13 protein-coding genes are annotated in these 12,699 nt (G+C 44.0%); 5 read left to right on the plus strand and 8 right to left on the minus strand.

What is annotated here, in order from left to right:
• The 5 genes from LJ707_RS18455 to ruvX all read right to left on the minus strand — a co-directional run bounded on the left by LJ707_RS18455 (position 1) and on the right by ruvX (position 2,940).
• Entirely contained in the window at positions 1–834 is an 834-nt protein-coding gene (locus tag LJ707_RS18455; protein WP_228953840.1) for a glucosaminidase domain-containing protein, read from the minus strand.
• Positions 835–884: 50 nt separating this feature from the next.
• Positions 885–1,415: a glycoside hydrolase family 73 protein gene (locus tag LJ707_RS18460; protein ID WP_228953842.1), complete on the minus strand. Its 531-nt coding sequence runs from the start codon at positions 1,413–1,415 to the stop codon at positions 885–887.
• Between the two features lie 2 nt (positions 1,416–1,417).
• The gene (locus LJ707_RS18465) at positions 1,418–2,059 is read right to left on the minus strand and encodes an O-methyltransferase (RefSeq protein WP_228953844.1); all 642 of its coding nucleotides are present in this window, start codon (positions 2,057–2,059) and stop codon (positions 1,418–1,420) included.
• 128 nt (positions 2,060–2,187) lie between these two features.
• The gene (locus LJ707_RS18470) at positions 2,188–2,493 is read right to left on the minus strand and encodes a GxxExxY protein (RefSeq protein WP_228953846.1); all 306 of its coding nucleotides are present in this window, start codon (positions 2,491–2,493) and stop codon (positions 2,188–2,190) included.
• 39 nt (positions 2,494–2,532) lie between these two features.
• A complete protein-coding gene (gene ruvX / locus LJ707_RS18475; protein ID WP_228953848.1) occupies positions 2,533–2,940 on the minus strand; it encodes a Holliday junction resolvase RuvX in 408 nt (135 codons plus the stop codon).
• 96 nt (positions 2,941–3,036) lie between these two features.
• Between ruvX and LJ707_RS18480 the strand changes: the two genes are divergently transcribed.
• The 3 genes from LJ707_RS18480 to LJ707_RS18490 are packed head-to-tail and all read left to right on the plus strand — an operon-like array spanning position 3,037 to position 6,055.
• Positions 3,037–4,185, plus strand: coding sequence for an ATP-binding protein (locus LJ707_RS18480; RefSeq protein WP_228953849.1), 1,149 nt, complete (start codon positions 3,037–3,039; stop codon positions 4,183–4,185).
• A gap of 2 nt (positions 4,186–4,187) precedes the next feature.
• Positions 4,188–5,585, plus strand: a complete 1,398-nt coding sequence (locus LJ707_RS18485; RefSeq protein WP_228953851.1) for a regulatory iron-sulfur-containing complex subunit RicT — start codon at positions 4,188–4,190, stop codon at positions 5,583–5,585.
• Positions 5,582–6,055, plus strand: a complete 474-nt coding sequence (locus LJ707_RS18490; RefSeq protein ID WP_228953853.1) for a gliding motility lipoprotein GldH — start codon at positions 5,582–5,584, stop codon at positions 6,053–6,055. Before LJ707_RS18485 ends, LJ707_RS18490 begins: the two co-directional genes overlap by 4 nt.
• Before the next feature lie 154 nt (positions 6,056–6,209).
• On the opposite strand, the gene mfd is transcribed toward LJ707_RS18490, so the two are convergent.
• On the minus strand, positions 6,210–9,563 hold the full coding sequence (gene mfd, locus LJ707_RS18495) for a transcription-repair coupling factor (RefSeq protein ID WP_228953855.1): 3,354 nt from the start codon (positions 9,561–9,563) through the stop codon (positions 6,210–6,212).
• 155 nt (positions 9,564–9,718) lie between these two features.
• On the opposite strand from mfd, the gene LJ707_RS18500 reads away from it, so the two are divergent.
• Both LJ707_RS18500 and LJ707_RS18505 read left to right on the plus strand, forming a co-directional pair.
• Positions 9,719–10,126: a DUF4199 domain-containing protein gene (locus LJ707_RS18500; protein WP_228953857.1), complete on the plus strand. Its 408-nt coding sequence runs from the start codon at positions 9,719–9,721 to the stop codon at positions 10,124–10,126.
• A complete protein-coding gene (locus LJ707_RS18505) occupies positions 10,119–10,418 on the plus strand; it encodes a DUF2752 domain-containing protein (protein WP_228953859.1) in 300 nt (99 codons plus the stop codon). The genes LJ707_RS18500 and LJ707_RS18505 overlap by 8 nt, the downstream gene beginning before the upstream one ends.
• Here LJ707_RS18505 and LJ707_RS18510 read toward each other — a convergent pair.
• Together LJ707_RS18510 and LJ707_RS18515 are read right to left on the minus strand one after the other, a co-directional pair.
• On the minus strand, positions 10,401–11,273 hold the full coding sequence (locus LJ707_RS18510) for a DMT family transporter (RefSeq protein WP_228953862.1): 873 nt from the start codon (positions 11,271–11,273) through the stop codon (positions 10,401–10,403). The genes LJ707_RS18505 and LJ707_RS18510 overlap by 18 nt on opposite strands.
• An 82-nt stretch (positions 11,274–11,355) precedes the next feature.
• Entirely contained in the window at positions 11,356–12,678 is a 1,323-nt protein-coding gene (locus LJ707_RS18515; protein ID WP_228953865.1) for an AarF/ABC1/UbiB kinase family protein, read from the minus strand.
• Positions 12,679–12,699 lie beyond the last annotated feature (21 nt).

Below are 12,699 nucleotides of genomic sequence, written 5' to 3' on the forward strand. Positions count from 1 at the left end.
TTACGGAATAACAATAAGTTTTTGGCCAATTTTTATGCCATCATCCGCAATATTGTTCATGGATTTTAACTGGTCAACTGTTAATGAAAAGCGTTTTGAGATGTTATAAAGCGTATCGCCCTGTTTAACGATGTAAGTTTTATCAACAGGGGTATCCTTTACTACTGTATCCGGGGCGGTTTGGTTAATGTTATTATTAATATCGGCCAGCACCCTGTCTTCACGTTTAATTTTTTGAAGATCAGTTTCAGGGCGATCAAACTGATCGAGGTTATACCTTTTAATAACGCTGATAAGCAATTGCGGGTAACGCGGATTGGTTGCATAGCCGGCGGCTTTTAAGCCGTAAGCCCAGCCCTCATAATCATTTTTTTCCAGTTCAAATAATTTGGCGTAGCGTTTTTTCTTTAAAAATTCGGAGTGGTTGCGAAATGAATCCTCGGGGTTATTATACACGCGGAAGCAATCGTTAGCATTGTCATCGTCTTTATAATAGCCTTTGCCGGCCCAGTCGCCGGTGCATTTTATACCGAAGTGATTATTGGCTACCTTGGCCAGCTCGCCGTTACCATTGCCCGACTCAAACATGCCCTGCGCCAGGGTAATGCTTGCCGGTATGCCATAAAGGTTCATCTCAGTAATGGCGATGGCCTTAAAGCGTTCAATATATTGCTGGGCGGTGTAGTTGCTGTAACCGGCAATAGCATCCTTATTGGCTTTTTGTATGCTTTTGTTGTTTTTGCGGGCCTGTTTATTACTTATACCCTTTTTACGCGATGAGCATGAGGATAAAGCTATAGCTGCAACTATAAATAAAAGGAGGAGTTTACGCATACGGTTACTTTAGTAATGGCTAAACGAAAGCGCCAAAATTAAAGTATTTTTTATTTTTCGGTGTTTTGCGCTAATTGTTTAGGCTCGGGCACGCTGTCAAGCTCATGCAGGCCGTATCTTTTTATAATACCTACCACTTGTGCCGACCATTTTTTGCTGCTGCAATAACCGCTGCGTTGTATGCCTTTGGCCCAGCCTTTATAATCGTACTGGGTAAATTTATCGCCCAGGTGGCTGAATTGCTTACGCTGGGTAAGCACACGGGCAAAATCATTGAATGATTCAAGTACCGAATCGTATTTTTTATAGCTGGTGCGTACTTTACGTTTCTTTTTATAATAAACTGTACGGGTACTGCCCTTTATTCCGAACTGATTGTTCAGTTTTTTAGCGATGGTTGAATTACCGTTACCTGATTCGTGCATGGCTACGGCCATAATTATACTGGCTGGTATGCCGGTTTCGTGCATAATGCTTATGGCATTATCTTTGAACTGCTCAATGTATGATTGTGAAGTATTTTGCGCGAATGACGCAATTGAGAAAATTGAGAACAGTGTAACGAATAAGAGTTTCTTCATAATTACTTTTTTCTGATGAGCAAAAGGCCATCCCGCACAGGAAGAATTAATTTTTCAACCCTTGTGTCAACAGCGATCTGTTCATTTAGTTTGCGGAAGGCCTGTGTGTCGGCATCATTTTGATGCTCATCATACACCTTTCCTTTCCACAAAACGTTATCAATAATTAGCAATCCTCCGGATCTGACTTTATCAATTAATAACTCAAAGTAAGTAAAATTATTTTTCTTATCAGCATCAATAAACACAATATCAATGTTTTGCCAATCCGAATCGGCTATAACGCGCTCTGCGGGGCCAAAATGAACGTTGATTTTTTTATCCACATTTGTGAGTTTCAGATGTGAATTTATCAATTCTTCCATTTCCCGGTTTACTTCAATGGTATGCAAAACACCATCATCAGCAAGCCCTTCAGCCAAACAAATGGCCGAGTACCCGGTGTAGGTACCTATCTCAATAATCAGCTTTGGCTGCATCATTTTACTGAGCATACTCAACAGCCTGCCCTGGTAATGCCCGCTCAGCATGTTAGGCTTTAGCACCTTTAAATAGGTGTTGCGGTTTATTTTTTTCAACGCTTCCGGCTCAGGGTCGGTATGGTTGTCAATGTATGTAAGTAGCGAGGGGTCGAGTATTTCCATTGTCTTAAACCTTGATTTGTGGGATTAATTGATTTTGGGATTTTGATTGGCTGATTATCTTTTAAAGAGTTTGTTGTTGTGTACTTTGTTAAATTGTAGGCTACGGGAGCCGAAGTTAATTAACAGGCCTATTTCCATTTTGTAGGCTTCCAGGTATTCATGGCTTGGGCTAAGTGTACATCTTCCAGTTTTATTATTGCTTTTAGTTCAACCATTATCAGGTCTTCAACAAAAAAGTCGACACGCCTTGTGCCAATATCTATTTCATCATAAAATATAGGCATTTCCATTTCGCGTACATAATGTAAACCCTGTTTACCCATCTCAATAGCCAAAGCCCGCTGATATATCACTTCCTGAAAACCATTGCCCAATGTACCATGCACTTTCATAGCGCACCCAATAATCTTCTCAGTAAGCTCCTTATAAATCATAAAAAAATCTACAATAATTTAATCATCAAATCAAGCAAATCATGGTTTAGACATATACGATTGCAATAATATCACCGCAGATACGGTATCCACCAGTTCCTTATTTTGACGGGCCTTTTTACCCATACCGCTTTGGGCTATAACCGCGGAAGCCATTTTTGAGGTAAACCGTTCATCGAGCATTTCGATAGGTATATCAGGAAAGGTTTTTTTGAGCAGGTTAACAAAGCCCTTTACATGTATGGCCGATTGTGATGGCGTATTATCCATTTGTTTGGGTTCGCCTACAATAAAGCGTTCAATCTGTTCGGTTTGCAGGTATTTTTTCAGGTAGTCGATTATGTGCATCGGGTGTACGGTATCAAGCCCGGTAGCTATGATCTGTAAGGGATCGGTTACCGCTATGCCTATGCGTTTGGTACCGTAATCAAATGCCATTAACCTCATGTTTTGCTTATATAAGTTGGCGCAAAGGTACGGTATATAGCTCCTTGTCAAAAATCACATATATCAATACTCATATCAATTCACTATCTTGCACCAATGCGGTTCAGTGAAATTGTAGGGCAGCATGCTATAAAGCAGCGTTTAATTAACTCGGTGAATGAGAACCGGGTAAGCCATGCGCAATTGTTTTTAGGTCCGGAAGGGTCAGGCAGTTTGGCGCTTGCTGTTGCCTATGCGCAATACCTTTCATGTGATGATAAGCAGCCCGATGACTCATGCGGCGTTTGCGCATCATGCCGAAAGTATCAAAAGCTGATGCATCCTGATCTGCATTTCTCATACCCGTTTTTTGCTAAGCATAAGGATGACGCCGCCATTACCTTTATTGAAAAATGGCGCGAGGCATTTACCAGCCAGCCCTATTTAAGCCTTGATGCCTGGCGCGGCTATTTGGATGCAGATAACAAGCAGGCCAACATTAATATAGCCGAGTGCCACCAGATCATCAAAAAGCTCAGCTTAAAGCCTTTCGAGTCAGAATACAAGATATTGATCCTTTGGTTGCCCGAGTATCTGGACAAAGAAGGCAATGCCCTGCTCAAAATAATTGAGGAGCCGCAGCCTAATACCTTGTTTTTGCTGGTAGCCCAAAATCAGGATCAGATACTGAACACCATACTCTCGCGTACGCAATTGGTAAAAATACCGCCACTGGAGTACAACGATATAAAAACATATTTACTGAATGAGCGTGGCCAGCCTGAAGCTACAGCCGCTGAAATAGCCTACCTGGGCAATGGCAATATGGCCGAAGCGCTTACCATGTTACAACACGATGCCAGTAATTATCACCACCAGTTTATACAGTGGCTGCGCATGTGTTACAGCAATAAGGGTATTGAGGTAGTTACCTTTGTAGAACAGTTGGCAAAGCTGGGCCGCGAAAACCAAAAGAATTTTTTACGCTACGGCATAAACTTTATACGCGAGTGCTGCCTGCTGCTGGCCGGTGCGCCAAACCTGGTGCATTTGCCCGAAAGTGAGCTTGACACGGCGCAAAAAATGATAAAAGTAATGAGCATTGAGGCTACCGAAGCCATAAGCGGTGAGCTGGAAACAGCCCACTACCATGTGGAGCGGAACGCCAACCCTAAAATTTTATTTTTAGATGTATCTTTACAGATTATAACAATATTACATTATAAAACGATTCGCCAGGGGCGAACACAATATATACCGAAATAACTATGGGATGCGGAAGTTGCTCAACAGGTGGTTGTACACCTGCGGGCTGCAAAAGTAACGGCTCATGCCTTACTAATGGTTGCAGCAAATTAGATGTTTACGACTGGCTGTCGCATATGGACATGCCGGCAAATTATAAACCTTTCTCTGTCATCGAAGTAAAATTTAAAGGATCGCGAAAGGAATTCTATAAAAATGCTGATAATATTTACCTCGAGGCAGGTGAACTGGTAGCTGTTGAAACCACTACAGGTGGCTACGATATTGGCCACGTATCCTTAACCGGCGAACTGGTGCGCATGCAAATGGTAAAGCGCCATGTTAAAGAGGCTGATGTGGTAAAAAAAATATACCGCCGCGCCACTGCTGCTGATGTTGATAAGTGGAAAGCCGCAAAAGACCTTGAATGGGAAACAATGCACCGCTCGCGCAAACTGGCTTTGGACCTTAACCTGAGCATGAAGATAAGTGATGTGGATTACCAGGGCGATAAAACCAAGGCCACATTTTACTATACTGCTGAAGGCCGTGTTGATTTCAGGGAACTGATCAAAAAAATGGCTGAGGCTTTCAGGATACGTATTGAGATGCGGCAGATAGGTATGCGCCAGGAAGCAAGTCGCCTGGGTGGTATTGGCTCCTGCGGGCGCGAACTGTGCTGCTCAACCTGGCTTACCGATTTTAAAACCGTATCAACAGCCGCGGCGCGTTATCAAAACCTGTCATTAAATACCCTAAAGCTGGCCGGCCAGTGCGGTAAGCTTAAATGCTGCCTAAACTACGAGCTGGATACGTATATGGATGCCCTGAAGGGTATTCCGGATGATGTATATATACTAAAAACCAAGGTAGGTGATGCCCGTTTGCAAAAAACTGACATATTTAAAAAACTAATGTGGTTTAGCTATCCTAATGCCGAATCATGGATACCGCTGGATATCGCCCTCGTTAAAGAGATCCAGAAGATGAACAAGGAAGGTATCTTTCCGGATGATATTGTACAGGAAACCGAGGTGGAAACCAAACCTGCAAAAGCGCTCGATTACGAGAACGTAGTTGGCCAGGATAGCCTTACCCGCCTTGACGAACGCGCTAAAAAGAAAAAAAATAACAAAAGCCGCGGTAAAGGCAAGCCGTCTGGCGGGGGTAATAACGCCGCACAGCCTCAGCAACCGGGCAACCAGCAACAGGCAAAGCCCCAGCAACCGGGCCAGCAAAGGCCGCAACAGAATAAGCCTCAAAATAACAGACCACAGCAGCCAAACAACCAGCAGCAAGGGCAAAGCAATAACCCGCCTGCCAAAACTGAGGGTGGCCGCAGCGCAAATAATAACAACAGGCGGCACAGGCACCGCCCTAACGGTAACCAAAACAATCAACAACCGGGCAGAGAGCAGTGAAAAACCTGAAAGCTTTTATAGTATTTATTATAGCGGCGGCGGTATTTTCAGCCTGTGCTGACCCAAATACCGTGCTTGATGAAAATAAGGCCATACCCAATCATAACTGGGCTTATACTGACCCGTTGAAGTATGAGGTAAAGATTGATGATGCGGCGCCGCTATATAATATTTATTTAAACCTGCGTGTAACCGGTAATTATAAGTACTCCAACATATTTATAATATTCCGTCGGGCCGGGCATGGCAAAAAAGCACAGTCTACACGGTACGAGTTCAAGCTGGCCAAACCGGATGGTGAGTGGCTGGGTGCCGGTTCAGGTAACCTGTACAGCTATCGTTTTGTACTGCGTAAGGGTTATAAATTCCCTGAAAAGGGGGTATATCATATCGAAATAGAGCAAAATATGCGCGACAACCCGCTACGCGAAGTAAGCGATGCAGGGCTTTGTGTAGAGAAGGCTAAGTAAGTTCTTAAAAAGTAAACGATCGTAATTTTACCGTTCGAGATGACAACTTTAGAAATTCGTCATTGCAAGGTACGAAGCAATCTTCGAGAGGCTTGTATTGAAGAATGTTTTAAGAGATTGCTTCGTACCTCGCAATGACGAGTAAAAGATAAACCTACACCCCTACAACCCCGGCAATTTCACTCAGCAATTCCACCGCCTCATCAATAGTGCTCACACTGTCAATACTTAAACGGAGCGTGTTTTTAACCTCTTTAAGGTTGGTACGGCGCGGGTTTCCCTGTACAAAGGTAAGTACCCGCCTAAATGCCTCTGTTTCAAAGTAAGCTGATTGCTGGTTGGTAATAAAGTAACCGCGCAGAATATTCTTTTTAAGTGAGATCTTTTCAAAGCCAATGGCCTTACCCAGCCATTGCAGGCGCATGGTATTCAGCAGGTCATTCACTTGTGGCGGTACCGGGCCAAAACGGTCGTTAAGCTGCTGTTTAAAGGCCATCAGTTCGGTTTCATTCTCCAGCTTTGAAAGGTCGGTATATAAGTTATACCTTTCAGACAGGTTGGTTACGTACTCGTTAGGTATCAGTATCTCCTGATCGGTATCAATCTGGGTAAATGATATAAAGGCACGCGGTTTTTCTTCCGGAAAAACCTCTTTAAACTCGTCGTCCTTCAATTCCTGAATAGCCTCATCCAATATTTTATGGTACATCTCAAAGCCTATTTCGGCAATAAAGCCGCTTTGCTCGGCACCTAACAGGTTACCACTGCCACGAATGTCCAGATCGCGCATGGCTACGTTAAAGCCGCTGCCCAGATCACTGAACTCTTCAATAGCACTCAAGCGTTTACGGGCTTCGGATGTAAGGGTTGAAAGCGGAGGGCTCAGTAAATAACAGTATGCTTTTTTGTTACTACGCCCTACACGGCCGCGCATCTGGTGCAGGTCGCTCAAGCCAAACATGTGGGCATGGTTGATGATGATAGTGTTGGCATTCGGGATATCCAAACCGGCCTCAATAATAGTAGTAGCTACAAGCACATCATACTCGGCGCTTACAAACTTCATCATCACATCCTCAAGCGCGTCACCGTCCAACTGGCCGTGGGCAATACCTATGCGCGCCTGCGGCACCAGTTTACGTATCAGGCCGCCCAATTGCGGCAGATCGTTCACCCGGTTATGAATGAAGAATACCTGGCCACCACGTGCCAGCTCAAACTCTACTGATTCTTTTATCAGCTTATCGTTAAAAACATGCAGCTCGGTAACTACCGGCTGTCGGTTTGGCGGCGGAGTTGATATGATGGATAAGTCGCGCGCGCCCATCAGCGAGAAGTGCAGCGTACGAGGTATAGGCGTTGCTGTTAGGGTAAGCGTATCCACATTGGCGCGCATTTGTTTCAGCTTCTCTTTGGTTGATACACCGAACTTCTGCTCCTCATCAATGATCATCAGGCCCAGGTCCTTAAATTTAACATCCTTACTCACCAGGCGGTGGGTACCGATGATGATATCAACCTTGCCATCCTTCAGCTTTTCCAATGTATCCTTGATCTGCTTGCTGCTTTTAAAGCGGTTCACATAATCAATATTGCAGGGGAAGCCTTTAAGGCGATCACTAAATGTTTTATAATGCTGTGCCGCCAAAATTGTTGTTGGCACCAGTATGGCTACCTGTTTGCTATCGGCAACGGCCTTAAACGCCGCGCGTACAGCCACCTCGGTTTTACCAAAACCCACATCGCCGCAAATCAAGCGATCCATGGGGTGCGGCGATTCCATATCTTTCTTAAAATCAAGCGTGGCCTTTTCCTGATCCGGGGTGTCCTCGTATAAAAAGGAAGCTTCCAACTCGTTTTGCAGATAGCTATCGGGCGAGAAGGCATTACCCGTTTGCGCCTTACGCACGGCATAAAGCCTGATCAGGTCGCGGGCTATGTCCTTAACTTTTTTTTTTGTTGTTTTCTTCAACCGTTCCCAGGTATCAGTACCCAGCTTATTCATCTTAGGCTGATGGCCTTCTTTACCGCTGTATTTTGAGATGCGGTTAAGCGAGTTGATGTTCACATAAAGCAGGTCATTATCGGCATAAATGAGCCTGATCATTTCCTGCGTTTTACCGTTCACTTCTACTTTTTCAAGTCCGGCATATTTACCTATGCCGTGGTCAATATGGGTTACATAATCGCCGGGTTTTAGCTCCCGCAGGTCTTTAAGGGTGATGGCTTGCGAACGCTGATAGCTCTTTTTAAGCTTGTATTTATAATAGCGGTCAAATATCTGGTGATCGGTATAGCAGGCTATTTTCTGCTCATGATCAACAAAACCTTCGCGCAGCGCAGTGTTCACCGGCGTAAACTTAATGGTTTTGTCAAGGTCATCCAAAATGGCGTAAAGGCGCTCAATCTGTTTTGGCGAGTCAGTAACAATAAAATTCTCGATCTTATCGGCCTCATTGTTTTTGAGGTTGTGGATAAGCAAACTAAAATCCTTATTAAAAGATGGCTGCGGGCGCATTTCAAAATGCAGTTGCTCATCAGCCTCATAAAAAAACTGCTTGCCAAACTCTATCACAGCAAAATCGCGCATCTGATCGCCGATCATCTTTTCATCCGTAAAGCTGAATTTAGGGTCTATCCAATCCGGATTTTGCTGCTTATCTTCAAATGAAAGGGCTTTCCAAAGTTCTGTTGCCTTTTTATGGCCTGACTTGATAATATCCAATGTAAACTGCACATCCTTTATCCAGATCTGCGAGTCGGACTCTACATACTCAAGCAGTGATATATTATTTTCCGTCAGGAATTTTGATTGTACATTAGGTACAATGGTGATGCTTTTTACCTGTTCGGCCGATAGCTGGCTTTCGATCTCGAACGTACGGATAGATTCAACATAATCGCCAAAAAATTCTACCCGGTAAGGCAGGTTGTGTGAAAATGAGAAGATATCAACAATACCGCCGCGTACTGAAAACTGGCCCGGCTCATACACAAAATCAACCCGCTCAAAATCATACTCCACCAAAAACTCGGTTATAAAATCAATGTTCAGGCTGCTGCCCACACTCATTTCGAGCGTGTTTTTTTCGAGCGCCGCGCGGTCAATTACCTTTTCGGCCAATGCCTCCGGGTAAGTAACAATCAGCCTGCCATATTCTGAGGAATGGTTAAGCTCATTCAATACCTCGGCACGTGCCAGCACATTGCTGCTGTCGGGCTGGGTAAATTCAAAAGGTTTGCGGTATGATGATGGAAATAGCAATATCTCTTTGCCGGTAAGGCTTTCCAGATCGGCCTGGAAATAGGCGGCTTCCTCGCGCTCGGGCAGCACAAAAATCATGTGCTTATGCTGCAAAAAATACAATGCTACCGCAATGGCGGCATCTCCTGAGCCAACCAAACCACGCAACTGTATGCGCGGACTTTTTTTAGCATTAAGTGCCGAAGCTAATGCCGTTATCCGCTTATCAGCTTTATAACGTTCTAAAATATCACGTATATCCAAAATTGCCGCAAATATACTTAAAACTGCCTCTTTTATTTATGATAACCCAAATTGTGACATAAAGTTCAAACAAAACATACTTAAATACGCTTTACTAATTACCTGGTGCAGCGGCATCAGGTAATTAGATTAACCTGACTTTTATACTTATAAAGATGAAAAACGCATTACTATCCGGACTGGTTATCGGCATTTTTAGCGGCCTTTGGTTACTTATAATGTACAAGGCCGGTTATAACCTTGAAGACTCAAAAGCATCTCCTTATGAGTACATATCTGTACTGATACCCATTGTTGGTTTGCTGATCGCTATTAAGGATTATCGTGACAATTACCTTGGTGGTAAAATGGGCTTTTTAGAAGCGTTGGTACAAAGTTTCAAGATATTGATATTTGGTGGTATACTGGCTGTATTCGCCGCAATTGTGTTCATTAACTATGTATCAAGCGGAAACAATTTTGAGGAATTTTCGGGCCGTATGTTCGGCGCGTTACTGGTTGGCGTAATAAGTGCATTTGGTGTATCTTTACTATACGCAACCAATTCCGAAAAAGTTGATTAAAAAACTGTTTGCCAAATATTTTGAATTAACCTTTTGGGTGGCAGCCATAATTGCCCTGGCAGTAACCAACCCGGCTGCCGAAACACATTTTAGCCTGTGCCCGTTAAAAATTGCGGGTATAGGCTGGTGCCCGGGCTGCGGCCTGGGCCATTCTATTTCCTGGCTTTTAAGAGGGAATATCAGCAACTCATTTAATGCGCACTGGTTTGGCATACCTGCCCTGGGTATAATTTTATGGCGAGTGTTTACGCTTACACGTGCACGGCTATCAAACTCAAACAGCTTTGTTTAATTGCTTTTTTGATACCGCGAGCCCGATGATTACCAGTATGGCCCCCGCTATTTCGTAAACGGTTATACCCTCTCCTAATATGATATATCCAAGTACATACCCAAATACCGGAGTAAGGTAAAGCCATGTAGCTGCCGAAACGGTATCGCGCTTTACAAGGTATAACCATAGCTGATTAGCCACAAAGGATAACACCACAATCATCCAAAGCAGTGTGATGAATAAGCGCGCATCAATATGCCTGATGTTATCGGCATTAAACAAGGGGCAAAAGGGGAGTAATAATAACCCGCCGATAAATACCTGCCACACATTGAATACCGCGTTTGACAGTGATATTTTAACCGCCGAAAAGTACACGCTGCTTAACGCGTAGGCTGCTATGTAAATGATAAGCAAAACAACGCCCAAGGGCTGTATAGTAGCTTTAATAAAAGCCCCTGATGATGATACCGACAAGCCAACTAAAGCCACCAGCATGCCAATAACCTCATAACGGTTTAGCTTGCGCTTTAATATCAATGTAGAAAACAAGGCAATAAGCAATGGTGTAACCGCGATGAACAGCGTACTTATACCTGCCGAGGCATATTTTTGTGCCGCGAAAAAGGAGCCAAGACACAGTGTAGTGTTTAACAGCCCGTAAATAATAATACTTTTCCACTCGCTGCCCTTTGGCAAAAACCGGTATTTTTTTGATAACAAAAAAATTGGCGCGAACACGATGCCCGTACCTATAAAGCGAATACTTGCCAGCAAAAGCGCATCGGCAGACGGTATACCGAACTTGACCGCTATAGCACCTGTTGACCAAAGAACGGAGAACAATAAACCCGGCAGAATATTTTTGAACATAGACAGTACTTTATCCGCCACAAGTTACACTTCACTCCCGGCAGGGCAAAATACGCCAATGCGCAATAAAAACGCAATAAAATTAATAAGCTAACACAACATGTGGTTTGTAAGTATCGGTACGCACCTCTGCCTTCAGCTCATGCAATATGTTATACAGGCCAAAGTTAGTACGGTTTACATATATAAAGTGCTTTACGCCACGCGCTTGCTTAAACTCGGGCATTTTTGATAGTTTTTCGCCAAAGCGGTACAAGCTGTCAAAAAAGTGCGTTTGCCCGAAATCAAATGTGTTGTTAATATAAGGCATGGCAAACAGGCTGATCATCTCTTTATAAGCGTTGTAATAAAATTCTACCTGTGCGGGTGTATCATTAGTATGGATCATATCCAGCAGGCGGAAAGCCTTGATGGTTTCCTCCTTATTATCCAGCAAATCAGTTGATGTAAGGGAGAAGAACGGCGTATAAAAATCGTCGGGCATTTCTTTGATGCAGCCAAAGTCTATAACACCTAACTTGCCTTCCGGGGTGATCATAAAATTACCCGGATGCGGATCGGCGTGTACAGCACGCAGTTCATGCTGCTGAAAATTGTAGAAATCCCACAGTGCCTGGCCAATCTGGTTACGTAATTCCTGCGAGGGGTTAGTTGCCAAAAACTCACGCAGGTGCTTGCCCTCCAGCCAGTCCATCGTGATGATGCGTTTGCTTGACAGCTCGGGGTAATACACCGGGAAAACTACATTGTTAAGTATAGAGCAGGCGGTTGAAAATTCGATAGAGCGGCGTACCTCCAGTTCGTAATCGGTTTCTTCAAGCAGGCGTTCTTCCACTTCGCGCATATACACATCAAGCTCATGTTCGTTCATTCCCAACAAACGGAAAGCGAAGGGTTTTACCAATTTCAGATCGGATGAGATGCTGTCGCCAACACCGGGATATTGAATTTTCACAGCCAGCGTTTTGCCATTCAGTTCCGCCTGATGTACCTGGCCGATGGATGCCGCGTTGCTTGAGCGCGGGTTGAATTTATCGTATATCTGATCGGGTGTTTTGCCAAAGTATTTGCGGAACGTTTGAACAATCAGCGGCCCCGAAAGCGGCGGCGCATTGTATTGTGATTGCGAGAATTTATCAACATAAGGTTGTGGAAGCAGGTTTTTATCCATGCTCAGCATCTGCGCTACCTTTAGTGCGCTGCCTTTTAATTCACTTAGCGATTGATAAATGTCGGCGGCGTTATCCTGGTCAAGCTCTGATTTATCCATATCCGGATTAAACAGTTTTTTTGAATAATGCTTAACGTAATTACCGCCTATTTTAAGCCCGGTTTTAACAAACTTTGCCGAGCGTTGTACTTTGCTGGTGGGTATGCTGTTTTGTTCTTTTGGCGTTTCGCTCATAAGTTATTTTAAAACCCTCCG

The sequence above is a fragment of the Mucilaginibacter sp. UR6-1 genome (assembly GCF_020880975.1).
In the GTDB taxonomy this organism is placed as follows: Bacteria; Bacteroidota; Bacteroidia; order Sphingobacteriales; family Sphingobacteriaceae; genus Mucilaginibacter.